This is a genomic window from Paenibacillus sp. 1182 (genome assembly GCF_017833915.1).
Taxonomy (GTDB): Bacteria; Bacillota; Bacilli; order Paenibacillales; family Paenibacillaceae; genus Paenibacillus; species Paenibacillus polymyxa_D.
On sequence record NZ_JAFICR010000003.1, the window covers coordinates 268,401 to 287,012 of the forward strand.

Here is an 18,612-nt window from a genome sequence, read left to right on the forward strand (position 1 = left end):
CAGTTAGACGGAAGGAGCACCCTTGTGGAGAAGCAATATGCTTTGGACCAGTTTTTAAAAGTGGTTGTCTCACCTGACAAACAAACCGCCTACTTGGAGTTTGCCAAACGTGAAGAAGGCTTTGCCTGTTCTGTGGAAGAATTAGAGCGTTTTCTAAGCAACCAAAAAATATCCTACGGTTTAATAACCGATGCAATTCGCGTATTTGCGGCAAGTCCGGAAGATCATTTCTTCGGAAAATTACTGATTGCTCAGGGAAAGCAGCCGATCCATGGCACAGACGGAAAAATCAATCTGGCTGATATTGTGACTGGCGAAGATGCACATAAGCCGCTTGAAACCGTGGATGGACGGGTGGATTATAAAGAACTAACTCGTTTAAGAAATGTAAAACGTGGTCAACTGATTGCCGAACGGGTTGATCCTCTGCCAGGTGTACCGGGGATTGCTGTAACCGGAGAGGAAATTCCTTTTCTTCCAGGTAAAGAGGCGCGTTTTAAAGTTGGAAAAAATGTAGTGATTCATCCAGAAGGTGTTGCGATGTATGCGGCTATTGACGGACTGGTAACTACGACTGAAAAGGGCAAACTTAATGTGTTCCCCGTATATGAAGTTAACGGGGACGTCGATTATAGTGTCGGCAACATTGATTTTGTTGGAACCGTCGTCATTCGTGGGAATGTTTTGACAGGTTTCCGGGTTCGGGCGGCTGGCGACATTCGTGTCATCGGTGGTGTGGAAGGGGCCGAAATTGTGGCGGAAGGTTCAGTGGAAATCACTGGCGGTATTATCGGATACCATAAGGGGTTCGTGAAAGCTGCACAAAATGTGAAATGCTCGTTTATACAAGATGGTAACGTGATTGCGGGAGGCGATGTACTTGTATCCCAGAGTATCATGCATTCCCAGATCAAAGCGAGTAATAATGTAATCTGCGAAGGGACAAAAGGGCTTATCGTAGGTGGCAGTGTACAAGCTGGTAAAAAGGTAGTGGCTCGTACCGTCGGTAATACGATGTCCACAGCTACCAATATCGAAGTGGGTGTACTTCCCGAACTGCGCGATGAACTGACAGAACTCCGCGCACGTTTGAAGCAGCAGACAGACAGCCAGGATAAAACGAATAAGGCTCTTACCATATTGGATCAGCTTGCCGCCGCCGGACAGCTTGCACCTGAAAGAATGGCTATGCGAATCAAGCTGACATCTACTAAAAAATCTAATGAACAGGAGCTTTTGGAAACCAAGTCCAGAATGCTTGAAATTGAACGAACATTAGAGGATACAAGCCGCGCACGGGTAGAAGTGAAAAATGTGATTTACGGTGGCTCTAAAATAGTTATCGGCAGATATACAAAATTTATTAAAGATTCAGTGGAAAGAATGGCGTTTTATTATCATGAGGGAGACATCAGCATGTCCTCCTACGTGTAATTCGGCACACTGATAAACAACATTTAACATTGTATTCCTTGGAAGAAAGATACGGATGCCCAATCGGAAAGGGTGTGGTCCAATGAGCTTGAAGGCTGTTGAATTGCAAATTGCCGTACCTCGCACCAGCGAAGCTGGAAAATACCAAAGTGAGTCCCAGCAGCGGCCGATGAATGATCAAGCATTGCTTGGACAAAAGGCCGCGCTGGAGACGGAGAACATGCGTCAGCGAAGCAGTGCTGTAGATCAGTCTGCGGAAACATTTGTCGGTGAGCGGCAAACAGGGGGACAGAGCAGAGATTCTTCCCAGCAGAGCCGCTCCCGGCCAGATGAGGCTGAACTGCCTAAGGAGCATCCGGCAGAGCATCCGTTCAAGGGACACCATATTGATTTTTCGCTCTGATCCGACAGGTGGAGAAGCGTTATTAAAGGAGACGATGGGCAGTGGATCAACCATGGATTTATATTGTTCTGCTGGGCGCCGCAGCTGTTGTCTATGCCTGGCTACAGCCTAAGCGTCAGCCAGGCCGGGGAACAGAAGAGGCCGTCGTCCAAAAGGTCGAGGCCACATTAGAGCAATATATGGCCGATATTGAAAACGATAATGACGAGTTGATTGAGCTCGTTTCTGGTATGAAGCAGGAGCATACAGTGAAACAGGCGGCATTACAGGAGCAAGTAGCTGAGCTTCGGAGCCGTATCGTGGAGCTTGAGCGCCAGGCTATGTTTGCAACTGTGTCTATGAATACCGAGCCTGTACCTAAGGAGATACAACATACAACTGCTTCTCAGCAGGCAGCGGTTGCATACGGTCAATTTCAAAGTCCGCAACCTGAAATGTCTGTGCAGGAAGGCTACTCTGGTTCAGAAGCTCCCCTCATAACTATGGAGGAACAGACGGCATTACAAGATCCTGAAACTGAGCAGGAAGCAGAGTCCATCCGTGATCGTTATCAAGAGTTGTTTGCGCTGCATGAGCAAGGCAAGTCAGTGGACTATATAGCTAAGCAATCAGGCATTCAACGGGGTGAAGTACAGCTTATTTTGCAACTCGCGGAGCGGGAGGATGTAACGTGATCAAAAACCGTTCATTTATGCTAGGCATGGGTACTGGTCTTATAACGGGGGCATTGCTATTGCAACTGGCATTGATCGGTCAGGGGCAATCGCAGCAATCTTCCACAGACCCGAAAAACATGACGCGAGAGCAATTAGAAAAGGCAGCAGCCGGATTAAATCTCCAGGTCAGTGACAGCTCTAACCCGAAAATGACAGAAGAGGAATGGCGTAATAAGGTAATCAAGGAAGGTAATAAAACTCCCGTTGCACCCCAAAAAGCTAAACCAGCTCAAACGCCAGCAACACCAAAGGCACCTGCAAACAGCATATCCTCGGCTGGTTCTAAACCTTCGACCAGCACATCGGTTCCACAAAGTCCGAATAAGCCGCAAACTCAAAGTTCTGGCACTACAGCGACTCCCAATATCCCCAAGCAGCCTGCCACCCCACAAGTGCAGTATAACATTGCATCCGGAAGCAATTTGAGAAGTGTGGCATCAGGATTGCAACGGGCAGGGGTCGTATCGGATGCTAGTGCATTTGAGGCAGCAGCTAAGGCTAAAAAAATCAATACCAAAATTCGTACCGGTACCTATCAGTTTGCTAAAGGTGAGGATTTCAGTTCTATCATTACTAAAATTACGAAAAAGCCGTCCAACTGACCAGACTGGGAAGTGGCCGGCTTTTATTCTTGCTGAAAAGTTCAATGAGAGGCGTAAAACGTCACATCTTGCGTTGTTCTAACTATTGTCGAAAAGTTGGTTGCAACGATGCAAGTGTTATGGTATATTAATTAACGGTGTTAAAAACGCACGTCGGTTAATTTTATAAAGGGTGCTTTCCAATGGAAAGTCTTTATGAAAAATGATGTCGGCGGAGGACACACAAAAAACCAAACTTAGGAGGTGCGTGAAGATGGCAGTAATCTCCATGAAACAGCTTTTGGAAGCTGGGGTTCACTTTGGTCACCAAACACGTCGCTGGAACCCGAAAATGGATCGTTATATCTTCACTGAAAGAAACGGTATTTACATCATTGACTTGCAAAAGACAGTGAAAAAGGTTGAGGAAGCTTACAACTTTGTAAAAAGCATTGCAGCTGAGAATGGTACAATTCTGTTCGTAGGCACGAAGAAACAAGCACAAGATTCCGTTAAAGAAGAAGCAGCACGCGCTGGTCAATTCTACATTAACCAACGTTGGTTGGGTGGTACGCTGACTAACTTCCAAACGATTCAAAAACGTATTGACCGTTTGAAACAACTAGAAGCTTGGGAAGAAGACGGTACATTCGCAGTTCTTCCTAAAAAAGAAGTTATCATTCTTCGCAAAGAAAAAGATCGTCTTGAAAAATTCTTGGGCGGTATCAAAAACATGAAGGGCCTTCCAAGTGCTCTGTTCATCATTGATCCACGCAAAGAACGTATCGCGGTTGCTGAAGCTCGCAAATTGGGTATCCCAATCGTAGGTATCGTTGATACAAACTGCGATCCAGACGAAATCGACTATGTTATCCCAGGTAATGACGACGCAATCCGCGCTGTTAAATTGCTGACAGGTAAAATGGCTGATGCAGTTATGGAAGCAAACCAAGGCGAAGAAACTACAGCATAACATTTCCATTAGGAAATAACTATATGAATTAAATGAAAAGGGTGGTTGGCAGGTGTATAACCTCTCACTACCCTTTTTTTAAGGAATAAGCACGGTATACCACTGAAAATCAAATTTGGAGGGAAATAATATGGCAGTTAATGCTAGCGCAGTAAAAGAGCTTCGTGAAAAAACAGGCGCAGGAATGCTGGATTGTAAAAAAGCGCTTGAAGAAGCAAACGGTGATTTGACAAAAGCGGTTGAAGTTCTGCGCGAAAAAGGACTTGCAGCTGCAGCCAACAAAGCAGGTCGTATTGCTACTGAAGGTGTTGTTGAATCCTACATTCATGCTGGCGGCCGTATCGGCGTACTGGTAGAAGTAAACTGCGAAACAGACTTCGTAGCTAAAACAGACCAGTTCAGAGATTTTGTGCGCGACATTGCAATGCATATCGCTGCATCGAACCCTCGTTATGTTCGTCGTGAAGAAGTGCCACAGGAAGAGATCGAAAAAGAAAAAGAAATCCTGAAAGCACAAGCACTGAACGAAGGTAAACCAGAAAAAATTGTTGAAAAAATGGTTGAAGGCCGTATTGGTAAGTTCTATGAAGAGTTCTGTTTGTTGGAGCAATCTTTCATCAAAGATCCAGACAAAACAATCTCCACGCTTATCAACGAAAAAATCAGTACGATTGGCGAAAACATCTCCCTGCGTCGCTTTGTTCGTTTTGAACTGGGTGAAGGTCTGGAGAAAAAAGAAGACAACTTCTACGAAGAAGTTATGTCTCAAGTGAAACAATAATTACCAACGAACGGTAATCGCATATGGAAAAATGGAAATGGGACACATCAGTGTTCCATTTCTTGCAACAGGACACCTATCCTGTTACATAAAGTATAAATGATATTGGAGGGTGATCATTTGGAAAAACCTGTGTTTAAGCGTGTTGTCCTGAAAGTTAGTGGTGAATCGCTGTCAGGTCCTAACGGTTACGGTATTGACGCGGATACGATTGCATCCATTGCAGAACAAGTCAAAGACGTAGTGGAACTGGGAGTAGAAGTTGCTATCGTGTGTGGTGGCGGTAACATCTGGCGCGGTATTGCTGGAAGTGCCAACGGAATTGACCGGGCCACGGCAGATTACATGGGTATGCTGGCAACGGTGATGAACTCACTGGCCTTACAGGATGCTTTGGAACAGATTGAGGTACCTACCCGTGTACAAACATCCATTGCGATGCAACAGATTGCAGAACCTTACATTCGTCGTAGAGCTATCCGTCATTTAGAAAAGGGTCGGGTTGTTATTTTTGCAGCAGGTACAGGTAATCCGTTCTTCTCGACTGATACTACAGCTGCACTGCGTGCCGCTGAGATCGAAGCGGAAGTGATTCTGATGGCTAAAAATAAAGTGGATGGCGTATATTCTGCTGATCCGTTTAAAGATAGCACAGCTGAGAAATATGAGCAGCTTACGTATTTGGATGTGCTCAACAAAAATCTCGGTGTCATGGATTCTACTGCTTCCTCGTTGTGCATGGATAACAATATTCCGTTGATTGTCTTTGCTATTACAGAGCAAGGTAACATTAAACGTGTCGTGCTGGGTGAGAAAATTGGTACGATCGTCAAAGGGAGTGTAAATTAATGCCACAATCTGTGAAAAAGAGTGCTGAGGAACGCATGCAAAAAGCAATCCAGGCATTGCAACGTGATCTTGCATCTTTGCGTGCAGGACGGGCGACACCAGCTTTACTGGACCGTGTACAGGTAGAGTATTATGGTACAATGACTCCAGTCAACCAACTGGCGAATATCAATACACCTGACAGCCGGACCTTGATGATTCAGCCTTGGGACAAATCTTCCTTGGCCGATATCGAGCGCGCTATACAAAAATCCGATTTAGGTTTGACACCTTCGAATGACGGTAACACCATTCGTCTTAGCATTCCTGCTTTGACGGAGGAGCGCAGAACTGACTTGGTGAAGTTGACAAAGAAGAACGGTGAAGAAGCGAAGATCGCTATTCGTAACATTCGTCGTGATGCCAATGATGACATCAAAAAATTGGAGAAAAGTGATATTTCCGAGGACGAATCTCGTAAACATCAGGAAGATATCCAGAAAACAACTGATAAGTTTATCGCTGAAGTGGATAAAGTTTTAGCTGCAAAAGAAAAAGAAATCATGGAAGTCTAAAAGATTGGCAGCCCCTCCCTTACGGTGGGGTTTGTCTCTTTTCAAGCCTGAGGCACATTTTCAGAGAATGCTGGAGGAACTGGAATGATCAAACGGGTTCGGTCTTGGTGGAACGGGGAACAAAAACAGCAAATACCGGCCATTTCAAAAGACAATATTCCGCAGCATGTTGCTGTCATCATGGATGGGAACGGCAGATGGGCCAAACGGATTGGAATGCCGCGGATTGTAGGGCACCAAAATGGAATGAAGGCAGTGAAACGCACAGCAATTGCGGCGGATGAACTGGGTATTAAGTATTTGACTTTGTTTGCATTTTCAACTGAAAATTGGACGCGTCCAAAGGACGAAGTTGATTTTCTAATGCGCTTACCGCAGGAATTTCTGGCTATTGAGCTAGATGAGTTGATTGAAAAAAATGTGCAAGTACGTATGATGGGCAATAAAGAACATTTACCTTCCCATACCGTTGAAGCGCTGACTGAAGCGACTCGACGAACTGAAAATAATACCGGACTTGTTCTTAATTTTGCATTAAATTATGGAAGTCGGTTGGAAATCACCGAATGCATGCAAACATTGGGCCGTCAAATTGCGGATGGGAAGCTTAAATCGGAAGATATAACATCTGAGCTGATCGGTAGTACGTTGCTTTCTAGCGGTATGCCAGACCCTGATTTACTGATTCGAACAAGCGGTGAGCTTAGACTTAGTAATTTTATGCTCTGGCAGCTTGCCTACAGTGAGTTGTGGTTTACTGATATTTATTGGCCTGAGTTTAAGAAAGAACACTTATACGAAGCAGTGATCGAATATCAGCAAAGAACACGACGGTATGGCGGACTGAAGTAAATGGAGGATGAAAGCCGTTGAGACAGAGATTAATTACCGGTATTCTGGCAGGCATATTCTTTTTGGCGATGGTCCTGTGGGGCGGCTTGGCCTACCATTTGCTTATATTGGCGATGGCCCTAATCGGATTTTATGAGTTCGCACGAATGACGCAGGTATCTCCTTTTGGAGGTACAGCAATACTTGGATACGTAAGCATATTAGCTTTTGTATTCCCGTATGAACCTTTTGGCTTGCACTCACCCTTACCCTTTGCCAGTATGCTTTGGCTGGTAATGATAGCTTTTATGATCATCACGGTAGGAACAAAAAATAAAATCCCGATTCAAACGGTAGCTATATTATTTCTTGGTACCGTTTATATAGGGTTTGGATTTTCGTATATTGCGGAATCACGTCATATGGAACATGGACTGTTATGGACATTTTTATTATTGGCTTGTATTTGGGCAAGTGATGCAGGGGCATATTTTGTAGGCAAAATGGCAGGAAAGACGAAATTATGGCCTGCGATTAGTCCGAATAAAACGGTCGAAGGATCCATTGGCGGCATCGTTTTAGCGTTGGTTATAGCTCTTGTATTCGCTGGATTATCGGGTGGACTGCTGCCATGGGGCAAAGCCATCGGCATCGGTTTGTCATGTGCAGTTGTGGGACAACTGGGCGATTTGGTACAATCTGCATACAAACGAGTGTACGGCATTAAAGATTCCGGTAATCTGCTGCCAGGGCACGGTGGTATACTAGACCGTTGCGACAGCTGGATTGTCGTTTTTCCATTTGTACATATGCTGATGCTGCTTCCATGAGTCTATTGATTACAGTTTATGCTCAGGCTAATCTCTATGCTGCTCACTCTGCGCTACTAGAAGGTTGGAACCAGTAGCATAGCTGCCTGAATAATAATCAATGAGCTCCTGGATAAAAGTGATTTTCAGGATAGGAAGGTGCATCATGAAAAGAATTACGGTACTTGGTTCAACCGGTTCTATTGGAACTCAAACGCTGGATGTAGTGTCCATGCACCCGGATCAGTTTACTGTTGAGGCTTTAGCAGGTGGTTCTAATATAAAGTTACTTGCTGAGCAGGCGCATCTTTATAAACCCAAAAAAGTGTCTGTGGGTACTCGGCAGTTGGCGGATGAAATTCGTCCTTTACTGCCTTCTGGAATGGAACTGTATTGGGGAAATGAAGGACTCGTTGAGCTTGCTGCGAACACGGAGGCGGATATGGTTGTGACGGCTGTAATGGGCAGTGTCGGATTGCACTCCACGCTGGCCGCGATTGAGGCTGGAAAACAGATCGGTTTGGCCAATAAGGAGACACTGGTTACTGCTGGTCATCTGGTCACAGCGCGAGCTCGGGCGAAAGGAGTGCCGTTGCTGCCGATTGACAGTGAGCATTCAGCTATTTTCCAATGCTTGAATGGTGAGCGTATGAAAGATGTGGCACATATTACCCTCACAGCATCAGGGGGTTCTTTTCGAGATTTGACAAGAGAACAGTTGCGTGAAGTTACAGTGAAAGATGCACTCAAGCATCCCAATTGGTCAATGGGGGCCAAAATTACGATTGATTCAGCGACGATGGTAAACAAGGGGCTGGAAGTCATTGAGGCGCATTGGCTATTCGGAATTGATTATGAGCACATTCATGTGTTGCTTCATCCGGAAAGCATTATTCATTCCTATGTTGAGTTTCAGGATACAAGCATTGTTGCTCAACTTGGGAATCCGGACATGAGAGTACCCATTCAATATGCATTGACTTACCCTGAGCGTATGAAGTCCCCGGCGAAGCCGTTGTCACTGGCTGAAGTGGGTAAACTCCATTTTAAGGAAATGGATTATAATCGTTTTCCTTGTTTAAGGCTTGCCTTCGAATGTGGTAAAATGGGTGGTACAGCACCGACCGCATTTAATGCAGCTAATGAAATTGCAGTTGCCCGTTTCCTGCGTGGAGAAATTTCTTTTCTGCATATTGAAGCTATTATTGAACGTGTGTTGGAGCGGCATGTCAATGTGGCTAATCCTGATCTTTCTGCAATTGAAGCCTGTGACGAAGAGACTCGTAGCATATCTTCGGGGTTGTAGGCTAAGTTGGGTTAGAAACGAAATGTGATTCTCTTGTGCGGGATCGGAGAATAATGATAATCTAGGAAGACAAACTCGATCTCATTGAAAGGGGAACAGAAACGATTGGAAACGATTCAAATAGTGTTGATGACGGTGCTCATGTTTTTCGTCATAGTGACGGTGCATGAATGGGGGCATTATTATTTTGCCAAACGCGCCGGGATTCTGGTACGGGAGTTTGCGATCGGTTTCGGTCCGAAACTGTTTTCTTATAAAAGAAACGAGACGCGATTTACGTTGCGTTTGTTGCCGTTCGGTGGCTTTGCCCGCATGGCGGGAGAGGATCCGGAGGTCAATGAAATTGAGGCCGGACAAACGATTGCTGTACGCGTAACGGATGACGTCGTTAAAACCATCTATCTAGATCAACTGGATAATCGTAAAAATGTGGTGCGCGGCGAAGTGTTGGATATTGATCTGGAACAGTCATTAACTTTAAAATTGGATGTGGATGGCGAAGATCAGCAATACACTGTACATCCGCAAGCGATGATGGTAACCAAAGGTCAATCCATTCAGATTGCACCCAAGGATCGGCAGTACGGGAGTAAAACAGTAGGACAGCGTGCGATGGCTATTTTTGCTGGACCCCTGATGAATTTTATTCTTGCTTTTATTTTGTTTGGTCTGCATATTCAGATGGTCGGCATACAAGTGGACAACCCGACTTATGTCCAAATTAGTGAAATTACAGCAGGTATGCCTGCTGCTGAAGCTGATTTGCATAAGGGAGATATCATCGAATCGGTGAATGGAATAGCCATTGGTGCAAATGTTGAAAACATGATCAAACTGATTGCGGATTCTCAAGACAAGCCGATGAAGTGGACGGTTCGCCGTGATAGTAAGACCTTTGATCTTACGATTACACCTCGTGCTATGGAAGGACAAAAGGGTGGCAAGGTGGGTATTGTACCCGAACTTCCAAAACGCCAAGCAGGTGTGGGAGAAACGTTCAAATTTGCCGGCCAATCTATGGTCAGAACGACCGATATTATTTTCCAAGGATTTAGCCAGCTCATCCAACGTTTTTCTATCAATGACCTGGGAGGCCCGGTACGTACTTTTGAAGTGACAGGGCAAATTGCCAAGCAGGGGATTGAGCAGTTGACGTATTGGACTGCTATAATGAGTCTTTACCTGGGGATATTTAATTTATTGCCTATTCCGGCGCTGGATGGAAGCAGACTTGTTTTCCTTGGTGTGGAGGCGGTAAGAGGACGTCCCGTTGATCCGAGTAGGGAAGGTATGGTCCATTTCGTTGGTTTTGCTATGCTATTCCTGCTTATGATTGCGGTCACGTATAACGATATTTTACGCTTAATTAATGGTTAATTAGAGACGGACTTATATAAAAACGGTCTGTATGGGAGGACATGCATTTCTATGTCGAACGATAAACAGTTTGTCGAGGAAATTACGCCACAGAGTGAAGATTTTTCCCGATGGTATATTGATGTTATTAAAAAAGCAGAACTGATGGATTATTCCCCTGTTCGCGGATGTATTGTATTCCGCCCCGATGGTTTTGAAATTTGGGAGCATATCAAGGAAGCCATGGATGTGCGCTTCAGAGAAACAGGTCACCGTAATGCCTATTTTCCAATGTTCATTCCAGAAAGCTTTTTTCAAAAGGAAAAAGAGCATGTTGAAGGGTTTAATCCTGAACTGCCTTGGGTAACCGAGGCTGGCGGGGAAAAGCTGGAAGAGCGTCTTGCAATTCGTCCGACTTCGGAAACCATGATTGGTCATATGTACTCCAAATGGATTCAATCCTATCGTGATCTACCCGTGCTTATTAACCAATGGGCTAATGTAGTGCGTTGGGAAAAACGCACGCTGCCTTTCTTGCGCACAAGTGAATTTTTGTGGCAAGAAGGTCACACGGCCCATGAAACAGAAGAAGAAGCACGTGAAGAAACGATGAAAATGCTGGAAGTATACCGTGAGGTTATTGAGGAAGTTCTGGCTATTCCGGTTATTACTGGACAGAAAACACCTTCTGAAAAGTTTGCAGGTGCGAAGGATACATTTTCACTGGAAGCGATGATGAAGGATGGACGGGCAGTACAAGCTGGAACTTCCCACTATATGGGAACTAATTTTGCAGTTGCATTTGATATCAAATATTTGAGTCGTGAAAACAACCTGGAATTCGCGCATACGACTTCATGGGGAACAAGTACACGTTTGATCGGCGCACTGATTATGGTCCATGGAGATGACCGTGGTTTGGCATTGCCTCCTAAAGTTGCGCCTACGCAGGTTATTATGGTTCCAATTGGGCCACCTAAGAAGCGTGATGCCGTTATCGCTCGTGCAGATGAACTATTCGCTCAGTTGAAACAAGCTGGAGTGCGTGTTAAAATGGACGACCGCAGCGATGTAAGCCCAGGCTGGAAATTTAATGAATATGAAATGCGCGGTGTGCCGGTTCGTCTGGAAATCGGGCCGCGTGATATGGAAAACGGTGTCTGTGTGCTCGTATCCCGTATCAGCGGTGAGAAAAAAATCGTGCAGCAGGATAATCTGGTTGAGGAAGTACACGCGATGCTCGCACAGGTACAGCAGGAGATGTTTGATCGTGCGAAAAATTTCATGGAAGAAAACTTCTATTCCGTTGATACGCTGGATGAAATGAAGACTCTCATGGAAGAAAAACGCGGCTTTACTTTGGCAGGCTGGTGCGGATCTGAAGAATGTGAAGATAAAGTTAAAGAAGTGACAGGTGCTACAAGCCGTAATATACCGTTTAAAACAAACGAGCAAAAGTCCACATGTTTGTGCTGTGGCAAACCTGCCAAGCATACAGTAGTGTTCGCACGGGCGTACTAATATAGAAGTAGGGCAATACCACTATACTCACTTCATTCTCTTCGCTGACATGGTAACTGTTACGGGACAATGTCCCGAAGGATCTATGTGTCGTTGTGAAGAGGATTGAAGAGGGCTACGAAAAGCTTTTGCGGTCGGAGATGTTTTTGACGCAGAAGCTTTTCATGTTTTCAGAATGGTAGATTTGAAATTGGGGGGAGAGCCATGGGCGGAGCTGAAGAAAAGAGAAAGCGGCTGGAACTGCTAATGAAGCAAGTTGGGATGCCGGCGGGAGTGGTTGAACCTTATTTTTTGGACGGTTGGATTGACCAAGTGGAGATTAGCCGAACCAATAAGGATTGGAACATCACCATTGCCAAGGAGACATTGGTCCCCGCTCAGGTGTATCGTACGTTCTGTATTCAAGTACAGGAAAAAATGAGTCACATCGCAAAAATTACGTTCCGTTTTCAGTACAGTGAGCAGATTCAGCCTGGTGATATCATCAGTGAATACTGGAAACTTTTTCTAGAGTGGGTACATCGTGAGATTCCATCGGTTAACGGTTGGATGAATCGGGCTGTGCATGAGTGGGACGACGGTCTATTATTGCTAACGATGAGCGACGGTATGTCGTTGGAACTGGCGCGTAAAAAGCAGATAGATCAAGCTATCATCAAATTTTACGATAAATATTTCGGGCTTTCTATGCGCATTAAAGTCCAGGTGGGTGAAAGTAACCAGGAGGCGTTACAGCAATTCCAAGAGAAAAAAATGCAGGAAGAACGCGAAGTCATTCAGCAGATGATGGAAAGTATGGAATCCGAAATGCCGCCTTTGGATGAAGAAGAAGGAGACGTACGGCTTCAATTCGGTTATGACATCAAAGAACCGGCTGTTCCGATGCAAGATATTCAGGACGAAGAGAAGAAAGTCACTTTACAAGGAACAATCTTCGGTTTGGATAGTAAAGAATTGCGCAATGGCAGTACGTTGTTTACGTATTATTTGACCGACTTTAGTGATTCCCTGCAAATGAAAATGTTTGCTAAAACTAAAGAAGATCTGAAGATCCTCAGCTTGTTGGCTAACGGGAAATGGGTCAAAGTACGGGGTCGAGTTGAATATGATCGTTTTATGCAAATTCCCGAGCTGGTTATGATTCCCTCTGATCTAGTTGAAGTACAGGCTCCACCCACACGTAAGGATAAAGCAGAGGAAAAACGAGTCGAGTTCCATCTCCATACAAAGATGAGCGCAATGGATGCTGTTGCCTCGATTGATCAATACGTTAAAACAGCCGCCAAATGGGGGCACAAGGCGATTGCAGTCACCGACCATGGCGGAGTGCAGTGCTACCCTGATGCTGCTAAGGCTGCAAAGAAAAACGGCATTAAAATGATCTACGGTGTTGAGGCCAATGTGGTTAATGATGCCGTTGAGGTTGTAATGCAGGCACAGCCATTAAATTTGAAAACAGCGACTTATGTCGTTTTTGATATTGAAACCACCGGTTTATCGGTTACACAGAATAAAATCATTGAGATTGCAGCTGTGAAAATGCATGATGGCAAAGAAATTGATCGTTATGCTACCTTTGTCAATCCGCATGAGCGCATTCCATATAATATACAGCAACTGACCAACATTAACGATGAAATGGTCAAGGACGCGCCGGATGTAGAACCTGTTATGAAGGAGTTTGTAGCTTTTGCTGGCGATGCTGTATTGGTTGCCCATAATGCGCGTTTTGATGTCGGTTTTATCCAGGCCACCCTTCGAAATATGAGTTTGCCTGAAATGACCAATCCGGTACTGGATACGCTCGAACTGGCTCGTTTACTGTTTCCAACAATGAAAAACCATCGTCTGAATACGCTGACGACCAAATATAAAGTGGCGCTCGAAAGCCATCACCGAGCCATTGACGATACAGTCGCACTGACTGAAGTGCTGAATGGCTTGCTGAATGATGCGGAACAAATTAAGGGTTTAAAAATGCTCGATCGTCTGAATGATTATGTGGGTAAGGACTTATCGACCGTTCGTCCATTTCATTGTTGTATTTATGCCCTCAATCCGATTGGTAAAAAAAATCTGTACAAGCTGGTTTCGATGTCTCATACCGAATATTTCAAGCGTGTGCCTTGCATTCCTAAATCAAAATTGTCAGAAATGAGGGACGGACTGCTTATTATTTCTGGCTGCGAAAAAGGAGAGTTCTTCGAGGCTGTGTTGAACAAGTCCGAGGAAGAAGCCGAGGAAATAGCACAGTTTTATGATGTGTTGGAGATTCAACCTTTGACGATGTATATGCATTTAGTAGAAAAACAACTGGTAAGCGGGCCTGATGCTCTGAAAACGGCAATACGCAAAGTATGCGAAATTGGGCGGCGACTTGATAAGCCCGTAATTGCCACAGGCAATGTTCACTATTTGGAAACGCGCGATAAGTTGTACCGTGATATTACGATACATGGCATTACGGGATTTAGTCCGCTAAAAGATATTCGTAAGCCTGATGCGCATTTACGCACCACAGACGAAATGCTGGCAGAATTCGAGTTTTTGGGCGAGGAGAAAGCCTATGAAGTCGTTGTGAAGAATACCAGTGAGTTGGCGGATCGATTTGAGGAGCTGGAGTTGTTCCCTGACAAGCTGTTTACACCTTTGCTGGATGGGGCGGACGAGGAAATCCGTAACACTTGCTATGAGACGGCTAAATCTATCTATGGTGAGGAATTGCCCGAGGTGGTTGTAGCTCGCCTTGAAAAAGAACTGGAGCCGATTATTAAATACGGTTTCTCTGCCAACTATCTTATTTCCGAGCGCTTGGTTAAAAAGTCTAATAAGGATGGATATCTGGTAGGTTCACGGGGGTCTGTTGGATCTTCTGTGGTCGCTACCTTCCTCGGTATTTCCGAGGTTAATCCACTGCCTGCACATTATATTTGCGGTAATCCTGAATGCAGACATAGCGAATGGATTTTGGACGGTAGTGTGCCGAGTGGATTTGATTTGCCGGACAAAAATTGTCCGAATTGCGGCGGCAAACTGAAGGGTGAGGGACAGGATATTCCGTTTGAAACGTTTCTTGGGTTTAAGGGAGATAAAGTTCCCGATATTGACTTGAACTTCTCTGGCGAATATCAGCCTGTCGCACATAACTATACGAAAGTACTGTTTGGTGAAAAAAGTGTATTCCGTGCTGGAACCATCGGTACCGTTGCTGAGAAGACAGCCTTTGGCTTTGCCAAGAAATATGAAGAGGCGCATCATAAAAAATGGCGTGGGGCTGAGCTGAATAGGCTGGCTTCGGGCTGTACAGGGGTCAAACGCAGTACCGGGCAACATCCAGGCGGAATTGTCGTTGTTCCCGATTATATTGAGGTCGAGGATATTACGCCGGTACAGTACCCCGCCGATGATACAAGCTCGGAATGGAAAACAACGCATTTTGATTATCACGCTTTTGATGCGAATTTACTCAAACTCGATATTCTGGGTCATGATGATCCGACCATGATGAGGATGCTTCAGGATTTGACTGGTGTCGATCCTACGACCATTCCAATGAATGATCCTAAGGTGATGAGCATGTTCAACTCCACGGAGGCGCTCGGTGTTACACCCCAGCAAATCCGCACGCCTGTAGCAACCTATGGTGTACCAGAGATGGGGACGAAGTTTGTGCGCCAAATGCTAGTAGAGTCGCAGCCAAGTTCTTTTGCCGATTTACTGCAAATATCCGGACTGTCTCACGGCACGGGCGTATGGCTGGGGAATGCACAGGAACTGATTAAGAATAATACCTGTAACATCAAGACTGTAATTGGTTGCCGTGATGACATCATGCTGTTTTTGATTTACAAGGCAGGCATGGACGCAGGTCTGGCCTTTAAAATTACGGAGAGCGTACGTAAAGGTAAGGGGCTTAGTGCTGAATGGATTGAAGAAATGAAAAAATGCAAGGTGCCACAGTGGTACATTGATTCTTGTCTGAAAATCCAGTACATGTTTCCGAAGGCGCATGCTGCAGCGTATGTTATTTCAGCAGTGCGCACAGCGTACTTTAAGCTGTATCATCCGATTGAATATTATGCGACTTACTTTTCAGTACGTGCAGCCGATTTTGATATTGAGCTGTGCTGTCAGGGATATGATGCAATCGCGCGGAAGATTGTCGAAATCGAGCAACTCGGTTTTCAGGCACCTCCCAAAGAAAAAGGGATGCTTCCGATCCTGGAAATGGCTCTGGAAATGACGGCTCGCGGGTTTAGTTTTAAATCCATTGATTTGTACCGTTCCGAAGCTACACGCTTCAAGGTGGATGGAGATTCACTCATTCCGCCATTCGGAGCTCTTCAGGGAATTGGAGACAACGCGGCACGTAACATCGCAGCCTCCCGTGAACATGGTGAATTTTTGTCTGTCGAGGATTTTCAACAAAAATCGAAGGCTAGTAAAACCATTGTCGAAATGCTGTCCCAGATGGGTTGCTTTCGAGGTCTTCCAGAGAGTAATCAGTTGTCTCTGTTTTAATCCGAACCACAGTAGTCAAGCTCTGGCACTTGTCACATAACTACGGTTATGTTATAATTTTTTTGGTAATCATGGAGATAAAACCGTTGCTAAAAGAGTGGGGAAACCCACTCTTTACTGTTTGATATACAGTTACAACGTGAAAAGGTAGTTTTTGGGCACGAAACCGGTACGCCGGTTTATTTGCAGTGAGCCCGAAATGAACATTACATCAAATGAAAATGAAAATGCCGGTGATGGAGAAGCATTGTCCATGCAATAGGGCATCTTTTTTTCAACACAGGAAAGTTCACTTTTGGAGGTTATAATCTTTGAGCACACCAAAGATCAAATCAGTAGTAGAAGAAATGGCCCAACCTTACCTCGAAGAGCATGGTTTTGAACTGGTCGATGTCGAGTATGTCAAAGAGGGCAGTAATTGGTTTCTTCGCGTTTTTGTAGACAAAGACGGAGGAATTGATCTGGACGACTGCAGTATGATCAGTGAATATTTGGGTCAAAAGTTGGATGAAAATGACCCTGTTTCTACAGCATATTTTCTGGAAGTGTCTTCACCAGGCGCCGAAAGACCGCTAAAAAAAGCGGAGGACGTTACTAAAGCGGTAGGCAAAAACGTATTCGTTACTACATACGAGCCGATCAACGGCCTGAAGGAATTTGAAGGTCGTTTGCTTTCTTTTGAAGATGGGGAACTCACCGTTCAAAGCGGACAAAAGAAGCATGCTATACCTTATGACAAGGTAGCTGGTGCAAGGCTCGCGATCATATTTTAATTCAGATTTGACTGTTGCTGTTTGACATGTACTACATGTTTTTTTGCCTCGTGTGCCGACCAGTACGCAGGTGCATCATTTGAAAGGGGGAGCAGTAATCCATGAGTATGGATTTTATTGAAGCAATGAACGAGTTGGAAAGAGAAAAGGGGATCAGCAAGGATGTGCTGTTTGAGGCCATTGAAGCAGCCTTGATTTCTAGTTACAAACGGAATTTCAACACCGCACAAAACGTGCGTGTTGATATGAACCGCAACTCGGGAGTCATTAAGGTATATGCCCGCAAGCTGATCGTTGAGGAGGTATTGGATCCTCGCACCGAGATTTCATTGCCTGCGGCTCGTGAGATTAACCCGCATTTTCAGTTGGAAGATATCGCTGAAATTGAAGTTACACCACGTGATTTTGGACGGATTGCTGCACAAACTGCGAAGCAGGTCGTGACCCAGCGTATCCGCGAAGCGGAACGGGGACTGATCTACAACAAGTTTGTGGACAAGGAAGAAGATATTGTAACAGGAACTGTACAGCGCCAAGACCCACGTAACATTTATATTGATCTTGGTAAGGTGGAAGCGGTTCTCCCGTTAGGCGAATTGATGCCTAATGAGAAATTTAGCCATCTGGATCGAATTAAGGCTTATATTACCAAAGTAGAAAACACAACCAAAGGACCGCAAATTATGCTGTCCCGATCACATCCGGGTCTGCTTAAGCGTTTGTTCGAACTCGAAGTGCCTGAAATTTTTGATGGTGTTGTAGAGATTCGTTCCGTAGCGCGTGAAGCAGGCTTCCGTTCTAAAATCGCGGTTCATTCCCGTAACGCCGAGGTGGATCCGGTCGGCTCTTGTGTGGGTCCTAGAGGAACACGTGTACAGACTATTGTGAACGAGCTGCGTGGCGAAAAAATCGACATTGTACGTTATTCCGATAATGTTGATGAATACGTGGCTAATGCGCTGAGTCCATCCAAGGTGCTCGAAGTGCAGGTGTTTGAAGAAGAGAAAATGGCGCGTGTTATTGTGCCTGATTATCAGCTTTCTCTTGCTATTGGTATCAAAGGACAAAATGCTCGCCTTGCTGCTAAGCTTACGGGTTGGAAAATTGATATTAAGAGTGAAACACAGGCGGAGGAAGAACTCGGCAGACCGAGAACATCCACCGATGAAATGCATCAGGATTCCGTTTCTGTAGATTAAGCGGA

16 protein-coding genes are annotated in these 18,612 nt (G+C 45.1%); all 16 read left to right on the top strand.

Translation table 11 applies throughout. The annotated features are described in order from the left end of the window. The first annotated feature begins 24 nt into the window (after window positions 1-24). On the top strand, window positions 25-1,434 hold the full coding sequence (locus tag JOD82_RS06940) for a flagellar assembly protein A (protein WP_039274680.1): 1,410 nt from the start codon (window positions 25-27) through the stop codon (window positions 1,432-1,434). 82 nt (window positions 1,435-1,516) lie between these two features. Next, the gene (locus tag JOD82_RS06945; RefSeq protein WP_029517010.1) at window positions 1,517-1,837 is read left to right on the top strand and encodes a hypothetical protein; all 321 of its coding nucleotides are present in this window, start codon (window positions 1,517-1,519) and stop codon (window positions 1,835-1,837) included. Between the two features lie 41 nt (window positions 1,838-1,878). Next, a complete protein-coding gene (locus tag JOD82_RS06950) occupies window positions 1,879-2,511 on the top strand; it encodes a hypothetical protein (protein WP_069011402.1) in 633 nt (210 codons plus the stop codon). After that, a complete protein-coding gene (locus JOD82_RS06955) occupies window positions 2,508-3,155 on the top strand; it encodes an endolytic transglycosylase MltG (RefSeq protein WP_069011403.1) in 648 nt (215 codons plus the stop codon). The genes JOD82_RS06950 and JOD82_RS06955 overlap by 4 nt, the downstream gene beginning before the upstream one ends. A 253-nt stretch (window positions 3,156-3,408) precedes the next feature. Then, window positions 3,409-4,107, top strand: a complete 699-nt coding sequence (rpsB, locus tag JOD82_RS06960) for a 30S ribosomal protein S2 (protein WP_013309916.1) — start codon at window positions 3,409-3,411, stop codon at window positions 4,105-4,107. Window positions 4,108-4,237: 130 nt separating this feature from the next. Next, entirely contained in the window at window positions 4,238-4,888 is a 651-nt protein-coding gene (gene tsf, locus JOD82_RS06965) for a translation elongation factor Ts (protein ID WP_013309917.1), read from the top strand. Between the two features lie 120 nt (window positions 4,889-5,008). Continuing rightward, window positions 5,009-5,737: a UMP kinase gene (gene pyrH / locus JOD82_RS06970; RefSeq protein WP_013309918.1), complete on the top strand. Its 729-nt coding sequence runs from the start codon at window positions 5,009-5,011 to the stop codon at window positions 5,735-5,737. Next, the gene (gene frr, locus JOD82_RS06975; RefSeq protein WP_069011404.1) at window positions 5,737-6,291 is read left to right on the top strand and encodes a ribosome recycling factor; all 555 of its coding nucleotides are present in this window, start codon (window positions 5,737-5,739) and stop codon (window positions 6,289-6,291) included. Before pyrH ends, frr begins: the two co-directional genes overlap by 1 nt. A gap of 84 nt (window positions 6,292-6,375) precedes the next feature. Next, window positions 6,376-7,143 carry an undecaprenyl pyrophosphate synthase gene (locus JOD82_RS06980; protein WP_039274672.1) on the top strand — a complete coding sequence of 256 codons (768 nt, stop codon included), beginning with the start codon at window positions 6,376-6,378 and terminating at the stop codon, window positions 7,141-7,143. 17 nt (window positions 7,144-7,160) lie between these two features. Next, window positions 7,161-7,952 (top strand): phosphatidate cytidylyltransferase, encoded by a 792-nt coding sequence (locus JOD82_RS06985; protein ID WP_029517015.1) that lies wholly within the window; start codon window positions 7,161-7,163, stop codon window positions 7,950-7,952. A gap of 145 nt (window positions 7,953-8,097) precedes the next feature. Further along, window positions 8,098-9,237, top strand: a complete 1,140-nt coding sequence (locus JOD82_RS06990) for a 1-deoxy-D-xylulose-5-phosphate reductoisomerase (protein ID WP_165147574.1) — start codon at window positions 8,098-8,100, stop codon at window positions 9,235-9,237. A gap of 105 nt (window positions 9,238-9,342) precedes the next feature. Beyond that, entirely contained in the window at window positions 9,343-10,614 is a 1,272-nt protein-coding gene (gene rseP / locus JOD82_RS06995; RefSeq protein ID WP_069011406.1) for an RIP metalloprotease RseP, read from the top strand. Window positions 10,615-10,665: 51 nt separating this feature from the next. Next, window positions 10,666-12,114: a proline--tRNA ligase gene (proS, locus tag JOD82_RS07000; protein ID WP_039274666.1), complete on the top strand. Its 1,449-nt coding sequence runs from the start codon at window positions 10,666-10,668 to the stop codon at window positions 12,112-12,114. A gap of 204 nt (window positions 12,115-12,318) precedes the next feature. Next, the gene (locus tag JOD82_RS07005) at window positions 12,319-16,635 is read left to right on the top strand and encodes a PolC-type DNA polymerase III (RefSeq protein WP_209948037.1); all 4,317 of its coding nucleotides are present in this window, start codon (window positions 12,319-12,321) and stop codon (window positions 16,633-16,635) included. Window positions 16,636-16,946: 311 nt separating this feature from the next. Continuing rightward, a complete protein-coding gene (gene rimP, locus JOD82_RS07010; protein ID WP_029517020.1) occupies window positions 16,947-17,408 on the top strand; it encodes a ribosome maturation factor RimP in 462 nt (153 codons plus the stop codon). Between the two features lie 101 nt (window positions 17,409-17,509). Then, on the top strand, window positions 17,510-18,607 hold the full coding sequence (gene nusA, locus JOD82_RS07015) for a transcription termination factor NusA (RefSeq protein ID WP_013309927.1): 1,098 nt from the start codon (window positions 17,510-17,512) through the stop codon (window positions 18,605-18,607). Window positions 18,608-18,612 lie beyond the last annotated feature (5 nt).

Coding starts and splice junctions, on each gene's coding strand:
- proS (WP_039274666.1), top strand. CDS start 10,666: ATGTCGAACGATAAACAGTTTGTCGAGGAAATTACGCCACAGAGTGAA.
- JOD82_RS07005 (WP_209948037.1), top strand. CDS start 12,319: ATGGGCGGAGCTGAAGAAAAGAGAAAGCGGCTGGAACTGCTAATGAAG.
- JOD82_RS06945 (WP_029517010.1), top strand. CDS start 1,517: ATGAGCTTGAAGGCTGTTGAATTGCAAATTGCCGTACCTCGCACCAGC.
- rpsB (WP_013309916.1), top strand. CDS start 3,409: ATGGCAGTAATCTCCATGAAACAGCTTTTGGAAGCTGGGGTTCACTTT.
- frr (WP_069011404.1), top strand. CDS start 5,737: ATGCCACAATCTGTGAAAAAGAGTGCTGAGGAACGCATGCAAAAAGCA.
- JOD82_RS06990 (WP_165147574.1), top strand. CDS start 8,098: ATGAAAAGAATTACGGTACTTGGTTCAACCGGTTCTATTGGAACTCAA.
- nusA (WP_013309927.1), top strand. CDS start 17,510: ATGAGTATGGATTTTATTGAAGCAATGAACGAGTTGGAAAGAGAAAAG.
- tsf (WP_013309917.1), top strand. CDS start 4,238: ATGGCAGTTAATGCTAGCGCAGTAAAAGAGCTTCGTGAAAAAACAGGC.
- JOD82_RS06980 (WP_039274672.1), top strand. CDS start 6,376: ATGATCAAACGGGTTCGGTCTTGGTGGAACGGGGAACAAAAACAGCAA.